The following is a 20,142-nucleotide window of genomic DNA, read 5'->3' as shown; positions in this document are numbered from 1 at the left end:
AATGCACCTATTAAGCGCGTTGAGTGTTTACAACACTATTTTCAGTACCAAAAACATTAGGAGTATAAGCGTCAGCTTGATGGTCGTTATCCCAAACATGACCATTGATGAGGTAACGAAAGTGAAATTGTTTATCGAGCGGTAAACGCTGCTTGCACTTGAAAACCTGTTCTTTTTTGTTGTATTTCATTGGCACTGGCTGCCAATCTGTAAACTCTGCAACTAATTGCACATTTTCAGCGTCTGGGTGCTGAAATTCAAAAGTAACTTCGGTTTCGTCTTTGGTTTTAAAAAAACGTTTACTTAACATAGTGGGCTCCAATTCAACCAGATGGTTAATTAATCCTTGCCACAGTGCCGTGTTCAACTACTCAACAGTCGGGGCTGTGTATTACATGCGCTAAAAACTGCCTAAAAGAACATGTACCTTACTCAGTAAATCAAATCTTTGTTTACGCATTATGACAGTGCAAAATATTTGTGCACGCACCATAAAAGTGCATAAAACAAACAAAAACATGATTAATCAAACTTCTAACCTTAAGTCAGCAATAAACGAACCAATTTGAAAGTTAAATTCTCATTTACTCTAAATACTGAACTTGAGTCATTTCTCAGTAAAAAGTAGTTAATAAGTAAGTGTTGGTAAAGTGAATTAAATTGAAGTTAATCGTGTAGTAAAAAGTATTTTTAAGAGATTAAAGACCTGATTATTGCACTCAACAAATACAACTTTTTACTTACTTAACAGATTAACATTCTAATTACATTACAAAAGGTTTGTCTATTTTAGTGACAAGCCATATACTGAAAAAATTAACTTACGGGTTGGTAAACAATATAATAGTGCCCAGGACGGTAGTGAATAATGGCCAATGCTCTTCGTATAGTATGCAGTTGTATGATAACCATAGTAGCTTTTTTTTATGGTTTAAACATTTTATTAGTTAAACAGGTTAACGATCTTTCTTATCAACCAAATACAACTATGCTTTCCACTTTCGCAATCCCCCCATCAGGTATAGCACCGGCCCCTTGGTACAACATTCTTTTAACTGGCCAATACACAGTCACTCATAACAAGCAAAATTACGTTGTCGTTGAAGCCGATACAAAAACAGTCACGGCTATTGAGACAAAGCAGCTCATTACTTCTACTTTGATGGCGCCTATTAATGTTATCATTTTGTTGCTGTTAATTATTGCTATCACCTGGTTGGTCAGCCTAAGACGTCAAAGCGATAGCATGAAACAGACGATTAAAGAACTTAACGTTCAAACTTCAGCCCTACTCTCCAACCTAAACCTTACTAACACACATTCAGCTTCGCAATCTACACTTTGTAATTTACAAGCAAATGTTCACGCTTTGAGCGCGCACATTACCACTTACACCCGTGAATCTCAGGCGAGTATTTGCCAAGACAAATTGACCCTACTGATAGACCGCCATGCATATTTAGAGCATTTAGCCAGACAACTAAGTGTTGCAGAGATAGATAAACTCAATTGTGCGCTTTTATTTATCGATTTAGATGGTTTTAAGCAGGTAAATGATTCATTTGGCCACAGCTTTGGCGATGAAGTACTTATTCAGGTAGCTGCTCGCTTAACGGGTGTGCTTCGCCATCACAAGCTCAACAATATTTCTGCCACCAGCCAGCTTGAACAAAACTTAGCTCGTTTGGGAGGAGATGAATTTTCTATCTTTATTAATCACCTGACCTCAAAAGAGCAAGCACTTGAAATTGCTAAAAATGTTTTAAAAGAAATCGAGAGGGATTTTGTACTCGGTAATAAGCTGATTAAGATCAGCGCAAGCATAGGCATTGCAACTTACCCTGACAGTGCAGCGACACCTCACACATTACTGCAAATGGCTGATGTGGCGATGTATCGTGCCAAAACTGATGGCCGTGGTATTTTTAAAGTGTATTCCCCTGAAATGGGCAATAAAATGCGTCGCTATCATTACTTACTTGAGGAAATGCGCCTTGCAATTGCCTCTGAAAACTTTCATTTATTCTTTCAACCGATTGTAGATGTTGACGATTGCGCAATCGATTATTTTGAAGCTTTGGTACGCTGGGAACATCCAGTTGAGGGCGCTATTTCTCCTGTTGAGTTTATTCCTATTGCTGAAGAATCGAATCTTATTTTAGAACTCGGCGATTGGATCATGCTTGAGTCATGTCGGCAGATGGCTGCATGGTATAACGCGGGGATGAAGAAAGTGAAAATATCGGTGAATATTTCTGGCATTCAGTTAAAACACCGGGCAATTTATGATTGGGTAATGGCCAAACTTTCTAAAACAGGACTGCCAGCAACTGCTATTATGTTGGAAATAACAGAGTCGACATTAATCACCGCAAGTAAAAAAATTATAAACGACCTAGAGAAATTACGCCGTGAGGGTATCACTATCGCCATCGATGACTTTGGTACTGGTTTTAGCTCTTTAAGTACCCTTGCTGACTTACCGATTGATGTAATAAAACTGGACAGACTGTTTATTGCGCAAGCCAATGACAACCCAAAATATAATAAGATACTTCACTCTGTCAGTGAGTTAGGCCATAAACTAGGTTTAAAAATTGTGGCCGAAGGCGTTGAAGAGCTTGCACAATTTGAACTAGTTAAATCAATGGGTATTAGAAGTGTGCAGGGTTACCTTGTTAGCCAGCCCGAATCATCTTTTAATGTAGGCCACAAAGTACTCCACGATAACGTCAATTTTATTGCAACAACAGGCACAAGTGTTTGGAATATACAGAGACAACATTAATAAGCTATAATCACATTTAATATCTAAATCCCAATCCCTTGTTAATGTTGAAAAAAAGTCTATTAATTACACTAACCCTGAGCGTGACGCTCGCCGGTATTTTTATCGGTACATCAATTTATACTTTATACAGTAAAAAACGCTTATCTGTTGATCCTAAAGTCAAGGAAATATCAGGGATAGAATTTGATAAAAAGCATCGCCTTTGGGCAATTAACGATAGTGGCGACCAGCCAAAACTGTATCGTTTAAATGAGGATGGCTCAATCGCAAAAGAAGTGTTAGTCACCAATGCCAAAAACATTGATTGGGAAGATATGACTCAAAATAGGTTCGGGCATTTCTTTTTAGGGGATTTTGGCAATAATAACAATGACCGAAAATGGCTAACCATTTATAAAATAGAAAACCCTATTGATATAAAGGGTAATACAACACAAGCTGAAATCATAAAATTCACCTACCCTGAAATGGATGGCAGCCCAATCCTCCCCAATAAACGTAACTTTGACTTAGAAGCATTTGTTGCTTTTAACCATCATTTGTATTTATTTACCAAAAACCGTACCGAGCCATTCGATGGCATTACCAATGTTTATAAAGTAGGCGACCATGCCGCAAATTTCGATGCCGAATTAATTGACTCATTCAAAACCTGCACGACGATGGAAAAGTTATGCTGGGTCACATCTGCCGCGTTAAGCCCTGACAGAAGTAAACTTGTTTTACTTGATTCGACTAGCATCTGGTTATTTGAAAACTTTAAAGGCGATAAGTTCTTCTCAGGTGATGTGTCACGTATAGACTTAGGTATCGTCACTCAAAAAGAAGCTATCACATTTTACGATGACAACACCATCGTGTTTACCGATGAAGAATTTAAAGGTATCGGTGGCAATGCATATGTTATACAACTTGATGAAGTCGAAAAGAAAGTCATTCGCAAAGCACCTCAAGCAGATACAAATTAAATATCTATAGCCAAAAACTGAATGAGTAATTTCTGAACCGAGTAAAAACAACCTTGATCCAAATTAAGGGTTAACGTTTAAATTTCGTCTCTAAAATCACTGACGATGTAGTACGCTCAACCCCATCTAAGTTACCAATATCATCTAAAAGGTGGCTCAGCTTTTCAAGGTTTTGTGCTTGCACAACTGCAATCAAATCAAACTCACCGCTAATTGCGTAGAGCTGCGAAATGGCATCAATTTGCTTCAACTCAAGATTGGTTTTAGTGGTCAATTTTTGTTTTACTTTAATTGAAACGTGCGCCGATACCATTTGGCTCAAATAGGCATCACCATAGTCAACACTGTAGCCTTTGATCACACCTGTTTCTTCTAGTTTTAACATTCGGCTTTGCACTGTTGAGCGCGATAAGTTAAGCGCCCTGGCTAGGTCAGAGATACTGGCGCGGGCATTTGTTCTTAGTATAGATAATAGCTTTTCGTCTTGTGGCGTTATCACTTTGACTACTCTTTTCGTTAATTTGCTTTTTATTTTAGTCATTTTTCACAAAATAGCACTGCAAATTTAAGTTTCTAACCCAGATAATAGTAAAAATAGATAAGAAAAATAATCTCATCGTGCTTAATTAGGCAGGAACGGCTTAACTGACCTATTTTTTGCAATTTAACTTTTTTCATACTAAGCCATATTTAGGTGCAACAAATGCAAGTAACAAGAGAACTTTTCAACGACGTAATGGTACCAAACTATAACCCATCTGAGGTTATCCCTGTTCGCGGAAAAGGCTCACGTGTTTGGGATCAAAACGGTAAAGAATTTATTGATTTTGCAGGTGGTATTGCCGTTAACTGTTTAGGTCATTGTCACCCTGCTCTTGTCAATGCGCTTAAAGAGCAAGGTGAAAAAATTTGGCACTTATCAAACGTAATGACAAACGAGCCTGCACTTCGCTTAGCTAAAAAGTTAACGGACGCTACATTTGCAGATAAAGTGTACTTTGCAAACTCAGGTGCAGAGGCTAACGAAGCGGCATTAAAATTAGCGCGTCGCTGGGCATTAGATGTACACGGCGAGCAAAAAAACCAAATCATCGCGTTTAACAAAGGTTTCCACGGTCGTACATTTTTCACTGTTACTGTAGGTGGTCAAGCTGCTTACTCTGATGGCTTTGGCCCTAAACCTGCTGCCGTTGATCACTGTGACTATAACGATTTAGCTGCGTTTGAAGCACTTATCAGCGACAACACATGTGCCGTAATGATGGAGCCATTACAAGGTGAAGGCGGTATCATTTCACCAACAAACGAGTTTATTAAAGGTGTTCGCGCGTTATGTGACAAACACAATGCTTTACTTATTTTTGATGAAGTACAAACAGGTGTTGGTCGTACCGGCGATTTATACGCATACCAAGGTTTAGGTGTAACTCCAGATATTCTTACTACAGCAAAAGCGTTAGGCGGTGGTTTCCCAATCGGTGCGATGATCACAACGGCGAGCATTGCAGAGCATTTAAAAGTAGGCACACATGGTTCAACTTACGGTGGTAACCCGCTTGCATGTGCTGTAGCTGAAGCGGCTTTTGATACTGTCAATACTGAAGAAGTACTCGCAGGTGTTAAAGAGCGTGAACAGCTTTTACGCGACGGCTTTGCTGCAATTAACGACAAATACGATGTATTTAGTGAAGTACGTGGTAAAGGTCTATTATTAGGTGCGGTACTTAACAGCAAATTTGAAGGCCGTGCACGTGACTTCCTAGTAGCAAGCACAAAACACGGTTTAATGAGCCTTGTTGCGGGTACAAATGTTGTGCGCTTTACGCCATCTTTAGTTATCCCTCTTGAGGATATTAAAGAAGGTTTAGCTCGCTTTGAAAAAGCGGTTGCAGACGTTGTAAACGGTTAATTCTAGTTGGCGTGCTGCTAAACCAGTGCGCCATCGGAGAGCAATGAATGCAAGTATTACGTCCTATCACAGCAAATGATTTTGCCGCGTTAAAGCAAATAGCGATGGAGTCTGGTCATGGGTTTACCTCATTACCTGTTGATGACACCTTGCTACAAGAAAAAATCGATCGCGCCGAGCAAAGTTTTGCAAAAAACATCAATAAACCACAAGACGAAACCTATTTATTTGTTTTAGAAGACAGTAAAACGGGTGACGTTATCGGCACTACAGCGATTGAAGCCGCTGTAGGTATGTCGGTGCCTTTGTATCATTACCATCTTGGAAAAACTGTTCACCATTCACGTACTCTCAACGTGTATAACACCGTTGATATTCTGAGTATGTGTAATGACTACACAGGCTGCTCTGAGATTTGTACCTTGTTCTTACGTGAACAAAACCGCAAAGGCTTAACAGGTCGCTTTTTATCGCGTTCGCGCTTTCTATTTATGGCGCAGCACAGCGAACGTTTTGCTGATACCATCATCGCAGAAATGCGTGGCGTAAGTGATGAAAAAGGCCATTCACCTTTTTGGCAATGGTTGCAAGAGCACTTTTTTAGCATTGAGTTTCCACAAGCTGATCACCTAGTCGGTTTAGGCGATAAAGTATTTATCAGCGAATTAATGCCTAAATACCCAATCTACGCCAACTTACTGAGCAAAAAAGCGCAAGCTGTGATTGGTAAGGTTCATGAAAAAACAAAGCCTGCACTTAAACTGTTAGAAAAAGAAGGGTTTGAGCACCGTGGGTATGTCGACCTTTTCGATGCAGGGCCCACTGTTGAAGCAAAACTTGGCAATATTCGCAGTGTTCGTGAGTCACAAGTGTGTCCTATCACCATCGGTGAGCTTGCACACATTAATGAGAAAAGCTCAGATACATTAGCTATTTGTAATCAAGGCGTGAATGACTTTAGAGCAACATTCACCAAACATGCTCATTATAACCACGCTAAGCACACGCTAATCATCAGCCAAGAAGTGGCAGATGCACTTAAATTAAAACAAGGGGATGCAGCACGGTTCTTCCGTTTGTAACCACTTAAGGAGTTTAAAATGAGTGTCACAACTCAACTTATCGATAACCAATGGCAAGCTGGCCTTGGTCATGATTTTAGTTCTATCAACCCAAGTAATGGCGAGGTTGTGTGGCAGGGTAAAACAGCCACGGCTGGGCAAGTAGCTGATGCAATTAAAGCAGCTCGTAGTGCGCAGCTAGGCTGGGCTGATATGACCCTTGAAGAGCGTATTGTTATTCTTGAAAACTTTGCAGCAGAGCTTAAAGAGCATAGCGAAGAGTTTGCAACAATTATCGCCCGTGAAACAGGTAAACCACTTTGGGAAACACGTACCGAAGTAGGCGCAATGACAGGTAAGATTGCCATTTCTATTAGAGCCTATCACGAACGTACGGGTACCACAGAAAACCCAATGCCTGGGGCGAAAGCGTTTATACGTCACAAGCCACATGGTGTTGTTGCAGTGTTTGGTCCTTATAACTTCCCAGGTCACTTACCGAATGGTCATATTGTGCCTGCTATTTTAGCGGGTAATACGGTTGTATTTAAACCATCAGAACTCACCCCTCATGTTGCAGAGTTTACCTTAAAACTTTGGCTAAAAGCCGGCTTACCTGCCGGTGTCATTAACCTTGTACAAGGTGAAGTCGACACAGGTATTGCACTCGCTTCTCACCAAGATATAGATGGCTTATTCTTCACGGGTAGCTCAAATACAGGTCACCTATTACATAAGCAATTTGCAGGTCACCCTGGTAAAATCTTAGCGCTTGAGATGGGTGGGAATAATCCACTTATCGTAAAAGATGTTGCTGATGTAAGTGCCGCTGTTCACGATATTATTCAGTCTGGTTTTATTACGTCTGGCCAACGTTGTACCTGTTCTCGTCGTTTATTGATTGAGAACTCGGCAAATGGCGATGCAATTTTAGAAAAGTTAATTGCTGCAACCAAACACATTAAAGTAGCCGACAGCTTCAGCGAAGATCAACCGTTCATGGGTGCAATGATCAGCGAAAAAGCAGCACTCGGTATGGTTGCAGCTCAGCAGCAATTACTTGATATGGGAGCAACCTCTCTTGTCGAGCTTAAGCATCTTGAACCGGGTACTGGTTTTGTAAGTCCAGGTATTATTGATGTAACGGCTGTTAAAGACATGCCTGATGAAGAACACTTTGGTCCGCTTATCAAGGTATACCGTTATACAGATTTCGATAGTGCGATTAATGAAGCAAATAACACCTCATTTGGTTTATCTGCTGGTTTATTAAGTGATGATAGTGATGACTACCAGCACTTCTTAAAACGTATTCGTGCCGGTATCGTTAACTGGAACCGACCAATTACAGGCGCATCAAGCGCTGCACCTTTTGGTGGTATTGGTGCCAGTGGTAACCACAGAGCAAGCGCTTATTATGCTGCTGACTACTGTGCATACCCTGTTGCTTCTGTTGAAGCCGATAAAGTTAACTTACCACAGACCCTTGCGCCGGGCTTAATTATTGAATAATTGTTTGGCGGTCTCGCCGCCTTAATTGAAGGAATTAAACATGCACACAGATGTAAACGCCCTATTTGAAAACCTATGGGACAACTATTTATCAGTTACGCCATCGGCGGTAAAAGTACATGAGCTACTAGGCTCTACACAAAAAGATGACGTGATTAACGATCACATCGCTTTACGTACCTTTAACCATGAAAAAATCGGTTTAGAAAAACTAGCTGCGCACTTCTTAGCAGTTGGCTACAAAGAATGCGGCGAATACCACTTCGAAGCGAAAAAATTATACGCTAAGCACTTCGAACATTCAGATCCGAAGCAACCTAAAGTTTTCATTTCTGAATTACTTGTTGAACAATGCTCAGAAGAGCTTCAAGCTATTGTTAACGATATGGTTGAACAGATTGACGAAAACGCTGTAACAGCGGATAATTTCCTTTACTCAGGTACGCACTGGCAAGTAAGTTCAGACACCTACAAGAAACTGCTAGCAGAAAGCGAATATGCAGCATGGATGTCGGCGTGGGGTTACCGTGCTAATCACTTTACGGTGAGCATCAATGAATTGGCGAAATTCGATGATATCGAAAGTGTTAACCAAGCACTTAAAGATGCCGGTTTTGCACTAAATACATCGGGCGGCGAAATCAAAGGTTCGCCAGAGGTATTACTTGAACAGTCTTCTACGCTTGCTGATGATAGCGAAGTTGAATTTAGCGATGGTGTTGTTGCCGTACCGAGTTGCTTTTATGAGTTTGCGCTGCGTTATGCAAAACCGGATGGCGAACTCTACACTGGTTTTGTTGCAGCATCAGCTGACAAAATTTTTGAGAGCACCAATGCTCGATAAATAATTAAAGGATATGCATGAGACTAGGTTTGCTTTTTTTAATAATGCTGACCTTAAGCACAGCTTTCGCTAGTGATAAGAGTAAGCTTATAATTCTATCTCATGCATATTTCGACAATGAAACTGATAAAAATAGCGTTAACTACCATCTAGTCAAAGCAATTCAGCCAGCACTCGGTAATGAGTTCCATCTTAAGCTACAGTTTACAAATCATGCACGCCAAATTAAACGTTTATCAAGTAACGAACCTAGCTGTACTTTTAATGCGATAAAAACACCAGAACGCAAACAGAACATGTTGTTTTCAACAGTTCCAACATTTATGCATGTGCAACGACAGTTATTTGGTCTTAAAAATGAACTAAAAAGTAAACCTTCTGACATTTCAGTGGAACAACTCCTACACAAAAACTATATTTTCGGAATAATTGGATCCACAAGTTATCAACAACTGGACAAATTGTTTGCAAGTAATGCCTCAAATGTAGCTGTTATATATGGTGAAAACCCATTTTTACAACTAAGTAATCTACTCATGAACAATCGTATCGATTTCATTATTGGTTACCAAGAAACGTTATTTGCTCATTTAACCGTTGAGCAACAGTCTCTTATTGAATCCCGTCCTATTATTGAGTTACCTAAATTTATAAATGGGTATTTTGCTTGTAGTAAAACACCGCAAGGTCGCAGGGCCATGGAATTAATGAACAATTACATGAAAACCCATGATATGGCTGCCTACCTTAAAGAAATCCATACTAATAATAGCCGCCCAGAAGATACCCAAGCAATGCTCGACATTTATACTAAAACATACGGGATAAATTTTAAAAACGCCCCTTCACCTGTTCAAAAAACACACTGAAAATAATTCAAAAAATCTTTGAAATAATGCTTGCGCAAATAAAAAAGCAGATCTATTATCTCGCCGCTTCTTGATGATAGCCAATCCGAGTACATTGCAAACCTAGTTTGTAGCAAGGCGATAGAGCAACTATCCAAGAGTGTATTTGATTGCACAGAACATACGGTGCGCTTAATAACACTCAACTGACTTGGACTTCCATTTTTTTCCGAGCAGTTGCTTAATTGCCGGAGAGTAAAATGGCTATTTCAACACTTACACAAGACTTAACAATCAAAGTACCTGCAGCATCGGTTGCTGCAAACGAATCAATAGCACAACCATCAAATCAATTTATTGAGCAACTTGTTGCCCAACATGGTGCGCCATTAATGGTGCTAGATTGTGAATCTGTACGCCACCAGTACCGTGCACTAAGCCGTGCTTTACCTGGTGTTGTTTTACACTTTGCATTAAAGCCACTTCCTCATGCAGCAGTTGTTCGCACGCTTTTAGAAGAAGGTGCCAGCTTTGATTTAGCAACCAGCGGTGAAGTTGACTTAGTTGCCAGCCAAGGTGTACCAAGTGATCGTACTATTCACACGCACCCTATCAAGCGTGACCGTGATATTCGTGATGCCCTTGAATATGGTTGTAACGTGTTTGTGGTTGATAACATCAATGAACTAGAAAAGTTCATTGCATACAAAGACCGCGTTGAGTTACTTGTTCGCTTAAGTTTTCGTAATGCAGAGTCATTCGCGGATTTATCGAAAAAATTTGGCTGTAGCCCTGCAATGGCTATTGAGATCATTACTTACGCGCAACAACTAGGTATTCGTATCAAAGGTTTGTCGTTCCATGTTGGTTCACAAACAGCGAGCCCTGCTAAATACGTAACAGCAATTGCTGCATGTAACCAAGTGATTAACGATGTAGCTGCATTGGGACTACCTGCACTTAGTACGCTTGATATCGGCGGTGGTTTCCCAGTGCCGTACAACAAAGACGTGCTGCCAATTGATGAGTTTTGTGCGCCGATTAATGATGCCTTAGCACAGTTACCAGAGACAGTTCGCGTCATTGCAGAACCAGGTCGCTTTATTGTTGCCAGCGCTGTAACCAGTGTTGCATCGGTAATGGGTCAAGCTGTACGTGAAGGTAAACCTTGGTACTACCTAGATGATGGTATTTATGGCTCATTCAGTGGTTTAATGTTTGATGAAGCCTCATACCCAATAGAGTCGCTAAAACAATCGAACGAACGTGTAGAGTCCGTATTGGCAGGCCCAACTTGTGACAGCATCGATGTGGTGAGTGAGTCAATCATGCTACCCAAATTAAGCAACGGTGATTTAATCATCAGTCGTATGATGGGTGCTTACACATTAGCAACCGCAACAGATTTTAACTTCTTCAAACGTGCTGACGTTATTGTACTGAATGATGTAGTACAGGTTGATGCACTTACTGGTTAACAATTTCCTCGACTAAAAGCATGTAAGTCAACATGCTTTAGCTTTACAAAACGCAGCTGCTCATTCCAGCTGCGTTTTTATTTCATGCAATTAAACAGTACCTTCTAAACACTGTTTCTTTCTTAGCTGATCTTCGATTACTAAAGGACGTTTCAGCTCCTGGGTAATTACTTCTGAGGCTTGATTACCCGTCTCTTTATCTGCGAACCAAATAGAAATTTTATCTCCCTTTACTTCACGGTTTAACGTGTAGTTTCCGCCTTCTTTAAAGTTCATATCAAATCGAGCAAAAGCATTCTTTTCAGAAGATGGGAAATCTCTTTCACTAATTACGGCTTTAACCCAAAGAACGTGGTCGCCAGCTTCGTACTGCCTTGCTTGCTCCCAAGCTGAAACAGACTTGCTATTACACATTAAGTACACATAATCTCTTTGCTTACCATGCTCATATTGAAAGTTTTCAACTCGAAACTTTCCTTCGTCTATATCCTTTTTAATAGGCAACGCACTACATGCTGTCATTAAAACTGCTGAAACTACTAGGCTTGAATGTTTAATCATATTTTTTCTCCATAAAAAAAGCGCCCTCTTATAAAGTAGGCGCTTTCTGTTTAAAAATCAAGCAATAAGCTTACGTTTTTAGAACGTCATGTTGAAAACCATTTCAACAGTACGTGGTGTCTGCCAAGAAACTGGTGAACCGAACTGTGCATTACCATTGAATGCAGCTTCCGATTCAGCAACCTCTTCATAGTTAGTTACATTGCTCGCATCGAACAAGTTTTCAATTTGAAGAGATACGAAAGCAGAATCAAATACGTCTAAGTAGCTAAGGTCATACTTGAAGTTAACATCTACTGTCGCAGTCCAAGGAGTTCTACCAAAGCTACCACGTGAGAATTTAGTGTCACCTACATAGTAAGTATCACCATAGTGATAGCTTCCTTGGTCTGGGTAGTAACCAGCACCCAGTGCGTTACGAGGACGGCCTGAAGTTAGACGCGTATTCATACCAACGATTAGATTGTCTGATATCGCATATGAACCAAAGATTTTCAGTGAATGGCGACGGTCATTAGGTAAGTAACCATTAGCGCCGTCCATTAGGTATGGGTAATCCCAGTCTGTTGTTAGACCAGCATCATCCTGACCGTTATCAGATTTAACGTAACCTTCCGCATTACCATAGCTTTGTGACCATGTGTAGTTCGCTTTAAGCATCCATTGACCATCCCATGCTCTTTCAAGCATTAAGTCAACAGCGTTGTAGTTACGTTTTGCTTCTGGGTAACCTAGCTGTTCAGCTGTGAAGTTATAGTCCTCTAAAACACCGTCACCGTCAGCGTCATATTGGAAAGATGCGCCTTTACCTGGGTTAAGCAATAAGAAATGATCATCATCAATACCGATGCTTTCAAATGCTTTTTCTGCACTCGCATCATCAATTACACTCTTAAGTTCACGACGAGTATATTTGATACCTGCTGACCAGTCTTCATTGATCATACCTTGATAACCAATGATGAATTCATCTTGATACATTGCTTCAAGGCTTGAAGAACGAACACTTACAGGGCTAGGTGCTGTACCGTCACCAAATACAACTGTGTCACCAAGCTTACCACCTAATTGTGGAACATCATCTGAGCCGATGCTGTCAATTTGGTAATAGTCATGTGTATAAAGCTCTGCACCTGCTAAACGAACGTTAGTATTTGATGCTACTGGTAAATGATAACGACCTGCATTGGCAAATACTTTATGCTCACCATCTGCAAAGATGTCGTATGCGATACCTAAACGAGGAGCAAACTGATTGCTCATTTCAACGAATGTTTCACCGTCAGCATTTAAGTTTTCGAAACTTTCCCAACGGAAACCGATGTTTAGAGTTAGTTGATCATTTACATTCCAAACATCTTCAATGTAGAACGCTTCATTGTTGATATCAAATTCGCCACCAACTTCATAGTTACGTACACGAACATAACGACCAGACTCTTGGATTGTATAACCATTTGGTAATACAGCACCTGCTTCATAGTTTTGGTATGCGTAGTAGATATCACCAGAAAGGTTTACAACACTCGTTGATGTATTTTTCTCAGCGTCGTAACCGAAACGCAAGTTGTGATTGTCTGTTACTAACCAGTCAACGTCAAAACGATATTGCTTACGTTCGTCACTATTATCTTCAATAGTAAAAGACGCCCAACAACCTAAGTTTTGACCAGATGAAAGGTCATAAATTACTGGACAATCTGCGCCATCAGCTGTTGTAGTATCCGTAAACTCAACTTTACCTGCCATTGCAGAGATTGATAAATAATCTGTAATGTTACCGTTATAACGAACAGACCAGCTTTTACCACCAGACAAGGTTTCAGAATTTAGAGCCGTGTCTTTGATGATATTGCCATCTGCATCCAAGTCGTAATCAGTAGTCGCAAGAGTACTTTCGTCTTTGAACATCCATGCAGATAAAGAGTGATCTTCATTAATATTCCAATCTAAACGTGCCAAGTAATAAGGGTCATCATCCTTACGAATACGCATACCGTTACCACGATTGATAAGATCTTCGTATTCATTATCACGCATTTCATAAAGACCATAGAAGAATAATGTATCTTCAATTAGAGCACCACTTGCAAAAATATCTGTTTTGCTTGTTTCACGCGCATCACGGCTATTATCAACAATAACGTCACCAACACGGTTAGCACAAGTCTCAACTATGTCACCGTTTACAACTTTTTGCTGACAGTCATCGGCTTGATAGTACGAACTAGGGCGGTCACCGTATAGCGAGCCAAGATCTTGTCTATGTTGTAGACCAAATTTAAACTCATTAGTACCCGATTTAGTTACAGAGCTTACTACACCACCTGTTGAGCGACCAAATTCAGCTGAGTAACCACCCGTTTTAACTTGGAAAGATTCATAAGCTAAGAAAGGAATAGTCGCACCACCAACACCATTACGGAAGTTTGTCATGTTAAGACCGTTCACGTAATAAACGTTTTCAGCTTGAGATGCACCACCAAAGCTTGCAAGTGAGTTACCTTTCGCATCTTCGAAACGAGAATCACCTAAGTTAACACCTGGAGCAAGTAATGCTACTGATGTGATATCAGGCGCAACTGGTAAACGGTTTAGTTCATCAGCAGAAATATTGAAAGAAGCCTCTGAGCTTGTTGTATCAACGCGAGCAATTCGGCTACCCGTTACAGAAATAACCTCTAAGTTACCCTCTATCATCTCTACTTCAAGCGCTGCAACTTTACCAATTCCGATTGTTACGTCTTTAAGTTCAGATGTTTGATAACCACTTTTTTCAATGCGGATATTGTAAACACCTACAGGAATTGAATTTAAGTTGAACTGACCTCTAGAGTCTACGATAAGCGTTTTCGTGAAACCATTTGTCTCGTTCGTAATAGTAACAGTTGCACCGGCAATTGGTGCATCGCCTTGTTGCTGTGTTACTACCCCTTTAATTGCACCATCAACGTTACTTGCTAGTGACTGCGCACTGTAAAGTGTTAAAGATGAGCAAACGGCAACGCATAAAGCCGCTTTTTTGAATATGTTGTTTTTATGTATCATAATTTTCCCTGAATTATTATTTTAGTTACTTTCGCACTTTCGATGTAACAAAATATTTTTACCATTAACACGTGGTATATACAAGTGTTTATTGAAACTTTCTGATAACATTTCATTAAGAAAAAAACACACTATATTCAACAACATCTATAAAAACACCTTTTGTTCCTAATAACAAAACAATATAAAAATTGTAAATATGAGGTTTACTAAAAAGATTTTCGAGGGAAAAACCAGAATGAATTAGGTATCACTTTATGCTTGAAATGACTTTTTAGTACATAAAGTTAACAAAAATTTTGGTAGTTTGAATTAAATAATCACTTGAAAGTGTGGAGCTAAATAAATTATCGCCACTCCACATTTAAATAGATCAAATAAACAATGGTTTGTAATCGTTTTCTAATTGCTCAAACGACAAGTTGCCAATAAAACGACCAAAGCTCAGCCACGTTGCTAGGCCTCGCAAGTCTTTAAAGTGTGGCGGAATAAATTTAGGGTCTTCAATCACACCTAAATCATGCAATTGTGATATCAGTCTGAAATCATCGATTGAGATTTTACCAACCAATAGCAAGTGCAATTGATCAATTCGGCCTAACTGAATAGCAACTCGTATTAGGTTATACACCAACACGAAACCTTTAATATAGGCAATATCTTTTGTAAAAGGTAAGCCTGTTGCTGTACTTCCTCTAAACACGCGTTGAGTGAGTGTGTAGCTGTCGTCCTTGCTCAAGCCTTGTGCTACATAGTCACGATAAATGTCTACAAATTCAGCGCCATCAATAACCTTGGTAATCCCTTGAATACGGTTAACTAATTTTGCTAAACGTCGAGGCGTCGACTTTAAGGTAATAATTTCGGTCAACACCGCAAGGCCTTCTTGGGTGACCGTAGAGCTCGGTGTGCCTTTACTTAAACAGGTCAAATAAGGCTGCGCAAGACCATTTTGGGTCGTCCCCACATGGATCCAGCCTTCATGCACTTCAAGAATATCAAGCTCCCGCTGTGAAAACTTAACATCTTGATTAAGTTTAATGTTGTTTGCACCCGCTGCCGCATCACTGACAATACCGTCGCTCAGAATGACCTCAACATCGATACCCGGCATTGTTTGAGCCACTTGCGATGCTAAAATTTTAACTGCATCTTCTGCATCAATATTTTTGGGATCATCAGGTAAAATATCGGCATCGAGCATACTCTTTAGCGGCTGCTCAAGCATGGTGGCAAGCTCAGCAAGTGAAGGCTCTCCAGCATGGAATAAATCTTTTGGATGACCAAATAGTTCAACAGAAAGATCATGAAATTCAGGCGTGCCACGATACTCAATCATACTAAGTACAGTTTTATATTCAGTACACATCTTGCTCATGTATTGGGCTATCGGATTGAGTTGCCCTAACTGGCTGATGATATCGCGATTTAAATCAGAAAACGCACGGCGTAACTCACTTGGTACAAAACCAAGATCACGTTGCTGGTAATAAGCTTGATCAACCGTTGGGTTTTTCTGGCATTTATGCTTAAAAAACTCTTCTTTGATCTGTTTATCCCAATTGATCGCATCAAGAATACGAATGGGTGTTTGCAGTGCGATTAATCGGTCAGATAACTCGCGTGTTTTTGCTAATAATGCCTTATCTATCATGCTCTAGGCTCACTGTGTAATGAGCCTAGAGCATAGGCTAAATTTGTATAATTACAAAGCTAAATTAATCGGTTTTTAGCTAAAATTTAGCCTGTGTAGTGGCTAACTTTCCATCGTTGTAGATAAGTAAAGTTGGTACCGAATTAATGCCATTTTCGAGAAATAAATCGTTACCATAATCGATTGAAACCGGCATACTTGCAGAGAATTTATCAACATATTCTTGCACTGCACTTTGATCGGTCCACAGCTGGCTCACTTTAACTTCCACATCAATTCCTTGCTCTGTCAACTTATTAACATGTTGCTGTGCTAATACACATTGCTTTGCCATAGCAGGGCGAGTGTCGGCTAAGTACCAGTCGCACCACGTTGCGGTGAATAGCACTGCTTTTTTGCCTTTTTTCGGAATAGTCAATGGAGTTGCTTGGCCTTGTTTTTCGCTAAGCAGTCGTGCTTTTTCAACTTTGCCATTGTGTGATAACAAACGTAATGTGTTATCAAGCGGCTTATCGGCTTCGTGGCCTTGAAAAATCACTTTCTCATCGCTATCAATTAACACATGAAAAGGGGTGCCCATAAATTCATAATGTTTCGCAACTTGGCCTTTGTGATCCGTAAATAGTGGCATACTAAGTGAGAAACGCTCTTTAACCTTAGCAACAGCGTGTGCATCATCATTGAGGTCGATATTAATAGCTACAAATTGAATTTTATCGCCATATTGCTCATAAGCATGCTGAAAATGCGGCATCTGCTCCATACATGGCTTGCACCACGTAGCCCAAAACTTTAAGTAAACTGGTTTCTTGCCTAAGTAACTGCCAAGTTTAACAATTTGTCCTGCTTCATTTTCTAAAACAAGGGGGGGTGTATTCGCCGATATTCTTTGGCTAACAAGCAACAAGCCTGTTAGCAGCATCAAAGGAAAAAACTTATATTTCATTGTGCGATCCTCAAATAAAACGTAGCTTAAGCGTAAGGTAAGCCAAAGGATTGTAAATTTTCGACATCAGCCATGCTAATGTCATTTTAATGATTTATCGCAAAGTAAAGCTTATTAACACTCAAAACATTAAGAATAGCACTAAACTTTTTATAGATAGTAAACGTATTACACCAAAAAGGAGTCATCATGAAAAACGAGTTAGACGGTAAATTAATTCTTTCTGTGTATGAGAAAATTATTCAACACGGTGAAGATCACGAAGACGGTAAACTCTATGAAGGTATTTGCGCTTTTTCAGATATCGATGGCTATACAGTATATCTAAAAGGCAGCGGTGTATTACTGCGCTTTGGTTTTCACAATACCTATCACCTTGACTATCAACACGAAAAAAATAAAGAAGACTTTTTAAAGAAAGTGCTTTATATCGCAGAAAAGGAACTATGAATACATAATGAAACGACGGGTAAAAGCTGAGTCAAAACAACAGACTGTATTTATCAATGAGGTTATTAATGAACTTAAAAGTAATCCTGATAAGTTAGATATCATCCGCGATAATCTGAGTTACTATCGTGAGCAACAGTTTCTTAAGCGTGGTTTTCTGCTCGCGATTGAGCGCTTTGATTGGGTGTTTGAAGCAAGCAATGATGTAGAGCAAATTTGCGCGCAAATTCTAGCTGATGATTATATTGGTAAACGTTTGCGCCGCTACCCCTTGCTATATAAGGGTGTCATTGAGCGTACTTAGAACGATTCCCACCGCTAAAACATGATCTGTCCGGTAAAAAATGCTAGGTTAGCGCCATTTTGAAAATACGAGAACTGGACATGTCAAAAACAATAAACTCTCACAACACCCATGAGGGTGGTAACAATGGGTTATTTAACCGATTTTTAGCCACCGTTGAATTTCTGGGGAATATGTTACCCCACCCTATTACATTATTTGCAATGTTCTGTGTTGCGATCATCGTATTCAGTGGTATTGCCGATTGGTTTGGCCTAAGTGCCATCGACCCACGCCCAGAAGGTGCTGCCGGTCGCGACCCTGATGGTGTAATTGAGGTTGTCAGCTTACTCAGTGCCGAAGGCCTACAACGTATCGTTACAGGGCTTGTGACTAACTTTACCAGCTTTGCGCCACTTGGTACGGTACTGGTTGCTTTATTGGGCGTCAGTGTTGCAGAGCACTCAGGTTTACTCTCTGCAGCTATGCGTGGCATGGTAATGGGTGCATCTAAACGACTAGTTACCTTTATGGTGGTGTTTGCTGCGATTTTATCAAATACGGCATCAGAGCTTGGCTACGTAGTACTTATTCCACTCGCTGCAATGATCTTTCACAGCCTTGGCCGTCATCCGCTTGCGGGTCTTGCTGCCGCATTTGCGGGTGTTTCAGGTGGGTACAGCGCTAACTTATTACTAGGCACCATTGACCCTTTGCTGGCTGGTATCACTACGCCCGCTGCACAAATGATTGATCCGAACTACCAAGTTGGCGCTGAAGCTAACTGGTATTTCATGATGATTTCAGTATTTTTAATCGCTATTTTGGGTACTCTCGTTACTGAGAAAATCGTTGAGCCGCGGCTTGGCAAATACAACCCAGAAGAAGCTAGTAATGATTTGCCAAAAAATGATATTGCCGGTTTAACCGATAAAGAAAAGTCAGGCCTTAAGTGGGCTGGTGTTTCATTGTTAGTGGTTTCATTATTACTTGCATGGACAATTGTTCCTGACGACGGCATTTTACGCAACCCAGAAACAGGCCTTGTAGCACACTCGCCATTTTTAAAAGGCATTGTAGTATTTATCTTTGTGACTTTCGGTATCCCAGGGTTTGTTTACGGCCGCGTTGTTGGCACCATGAAAAACGATAAAGATGTCATCGATGCCATGAGTAAAAGCATGAGCTCGATGGGGATGTACATTGTGCTGGTATTCTTTGCAGCCCAGTTCGTTGCCTTCTTTAAATGGACCAACTTAGGCACAATTTTAGCGATTAACGGCGCTGCTCTATTACAAGCGCTAAACCTAACTGGTCCTGAAGTTTTCGTGCTATTCATTTTAATGTGTGCGCTAGTAAACTTAAGCTTGGGTTCTTCATCAGCACAGTGGGCTGTCACTGCACCAATCTTTGTACCCATGTTAATGCTAATAGGCTACGCGCCAGAGACTATTCAAGCAGCGTATCGTATTGGTGACTCGGTGACAAACCTTATTACTCCAATGATGAGTTACTTTGGCTTGATACTAGCTGTTGCAACTAAATATAAGAAAGACATGGGTATTGGTACATTGGTTGCGACCATGCTTCCTTACAGCATGATATTCTTTGTTGGTTGGGTCGCGTTATTCTACTTATGGGTATTTGTACTGGGATTACCTGTGGGCCCTGAATCACCGATTTATTATCAGCCTTAAGTGAGCACCTCTTCTGAAGAAAAAAGCCAAGCACTCGCTTGGCTTTTTTGCCTGTGTAATTATCCTGTGGCACTCAGCTTTATAGTAAGAAT

General features: G+C 40.3%; 17 protein-coding genes. 11 read left to right on the top strand and 6 right to left on the bottom strand.

Annotation, left to right across the window (positions count from 1 at the left end):
- Positions 1-10: 10 nt before the first annotated feature.
- Positions 11-310: an isoamylase early set domain-containing protein gene (locus tag L3V41_RS06395; RefSeq protein WP_062567102.1), complete on the bottom strand. Its 300-nt coding sequence runs from the start codon at positions 308-310 to the stop codon at positions 11-13.
- Between the two features lie 591 nt (positions 311-901).
- Here L3V41_RS06395 and L3V41_RS06390 point away from each other — a divergent pair.
- On the top strand, positions 902-2,788 hold the full coding sequence (locus tag L3V41_RS06390) for an EAL domain-containing protein (protein WP_157066142.1): 1,887 nt from the start codon (positions 902-904) through the stop codon (positions 2,786-2,788).
- Between the two features lie 44 nt (positions 2,789-2,832).
- The gene (locus L3V41_RS06385; RefSeq protein ID WP_237115315.1) at positions 2,833-3,759 is read left to right on the top strand and encodes a hypothetical protein; all 927 of its coding nucleotides are present in this window, start codon (positions 2,833-2,835) and stop codon (positions 3,757-3,759) included.
- Positions 3,760-3,829: 70 nt separating this feature from the next.
- On the opposite strand, the gene L3V41_RS06380 is transcribed toward L3V41_RS06385, so the two are convergent.
- On the bottom strand, positions 3,830-4,258 hold the full coding sequence (locus L3V41_RS06380) for an Lrp/AsnC family transcriptional regulator (protein WP_062567105.1): 429 nt from the start codon (positions 4,256-4,258) through the stop codon (positions 3,830-3,832).
- 204 nt (positions 4,259-4,462) lie between these two features.
- Here L3V41_RS06380 and L3V41_RS06375 point away from each other — a divergent pair, with 204 nt between their 5' ends.
- The 6 genes from L3V41_RS06375 to L3V41_RS06350 all read left to right on the top strand — a co-directional run bounded on the left by L3V41_RS06375 (position 4,463) and on the right by L3V41_RS06350 (position 11,411).
- Positions 4,463-5,668, top strand: coding sequence for an aspartate aminotransferase family protein (locus L3V41_RS06375; protein ID WP_062567106.1), 1,206 nt, complete (start codon positions 4,463-4,465; stop codon positions 5,666-5,668).
- A 47-nt stretch (positions 5,669-5,715) separates the two neighbouring features.
- Complete coding sequence (astA, locus tag L3V41_RS06370) at positions 5,716-6,750, top strand: arginine N-succinyltransferase (protein ID WP_237127368.1); 1,035 nt, start codon at positions 5,716-5,718, stop codon at positions 6,748-6,750.
- 18 nt (positions 6,751-6,768) lie between these two features.
- Positions 6,769-8,241 (top strand): succinylglutamate-semialdehyde dehydrogenase, encoded by a 1,473-nt coding sequence (gene astD, locus L3V41_RS06365; RefSeq protein ID WP_237127367.1) that lies wholly within the window; start codon positions 6,769-6,771, stop codon positions 8,239-8,241.
- 40 nt (positions 8,242-8,281) lie between these two features.
- On the top strand, positions 8,282-9,085 hold the full coding sequence (locus L3V41_RS06360; RefSeq protein WP_062567109.1) for a DUF1338 domain-containing protein: 804 nt from the start codon (positions 8,282-8,284) through the stop codon (positions 9,083-9,085).
- 17 nt (positions 9,086-9,102) lie between these two features.
- The gene (locus L3V41_RS06355) at positions 9,103-9,954 is read left to right on the top strand and encodes a hypothetical protein (RefSeq protein ID WP_062567110.1); all 852 of its coding nucleotides are present in this window, start codon (positions 9,103-9,105) and stop codon (positions 9,952-9,954) included.
- A gap of 239 nt (positions 9,955-10,193) precedes the next feature.
- On the top strand, positions 10,194-11,411 hold the full coding sequence (locus L3V41_RS06350; RefSeq protein WP_062567111.1) for a type III PLP-dependent enzyme: 1,218 nt from the start codon (positions 10,194-10,196) through the stop codon (positions 11,409-11,411).
- A gap of 90 nt (positions 11,412-11,501) precedes the next feature.
- Here L3V41_RS06350 and L3V41_RS06345 read toward each other — a convergent pair whose 3' ends face one another.
- The 4 genes from L3V41_RS06345 to L3V41_RS06330 all read right to left on the bottom strand — a co-directional run bounded on the left by L3V41_RS06345 (position 11,502) and on the right by L3V41_RS06330 (position 17,620).
- A complete protein-coding gene (locus L3V41_RS06345; protein ID WP_062567112.1) occupies positions 11,502-11,972 on the bottom strand; it encodes a hypothetical protein in 471 nt (156 codons plus the stop codon).
- Positions 11,973-12,050: 78 nt separating this feature from the next.
- On the bottom strand, positions 12,051-15,020 hold the full coding sequence (locus L3V41_RS06340; RefSeq protein WP_062567113.1) for a TonB-dependent receptor: 2,970 nt from the start codon (positions 15,018-15,020) through the stop codon (positions 12,051-12,053).
- A gap of 373 nt (positions 15,021-15,393) precedes the next feature.
- Positions 15,394-16,674, bottom strand: a complete 1,281-nt coding sequence (locus L3V41_RS06335; RefSeq protein ID WP_237115323.1) for a flavohemoglobin expression-modulating QEGLA motif protein — start codon at positions 16,672-16,674, stop codon at positions 15,394-15,396.
- 79 nt (positions 16,675-16,753) lie between these two features.
- Positions 16,754-17,620 (bottom strand): redoxin family protein, encoded by an 867-nt coding sequence (locus L3V41_RS06330; RefSeq protein WP_237127366.1) that lies wholly within the window; start codon positions 17,618-17,620, stop codon positions 16,754-16,756.
- 189 nt (positions 17,621-17,809) lie between these two features.
- Here L3V41_RS06330 and L3V41_RS06325 point away from each other — a divergent pair, with 189 nt between their 5' ends.
- The 3 genes from L3V41_RS06325 to L3V41_RS06315 all read left to right on the top strand — a co-directional run bounded on the left by L3V41_RS06325 (position 17,810) and on the right by L3V41_RS06315 (position 20,050).
- On the top strand, positions 17,810-18,070 hold the full coding sequence (locus L3V41_RS06325; RefSeq protein ID WP_062567116.1) for a DUF3081 domain-containing protein: 261 nt from the start codon (positions 17,810-17,812) through the stop codon (positions 18,068-18,070).
- 7 nt (positions 18,071-18,077) lie between these two features.
- On the top strand, positions 18,078-18,374 hold the full coding sequence (locus tag L3V41_RS06320; protein WP_062567117.1) for a hypothetical protein: 297 nt from the start codon (positions 18,078-18,080) through the stop codon (positions 18,372-18,374).
- 80 nt (positions 18,375-18,454) lie between these two features.
- Positions 18,455-20,050, top strand: coding sequence for an AbgT family transporter (locus tag L3V41_RS06315; protein WP_062567118.1), 1,596 nt, complete (start codon positions 18,455-18,457; stop codon positions 20,048-20,050).
- The last annotated feature ends 92 nt before the right edge of the window (positions 20,051-20,142 follow it).

This window comes from Pseudoalteromonas sp. L21, from assembly GCF_021728035.1.
Taxonomy (GTDB): Bacteria; Pseudomonadota; Gammaproteobacteria; order Enterobacterales; family Alteromonadaceae; genus Pseudoalteromonas; species Pseudoalteromonas arabiensis.
Note: the sequence above shows the minus strand (reverse complement) of the source record. Positions and strands in the feature narration are given on the sequence as shown.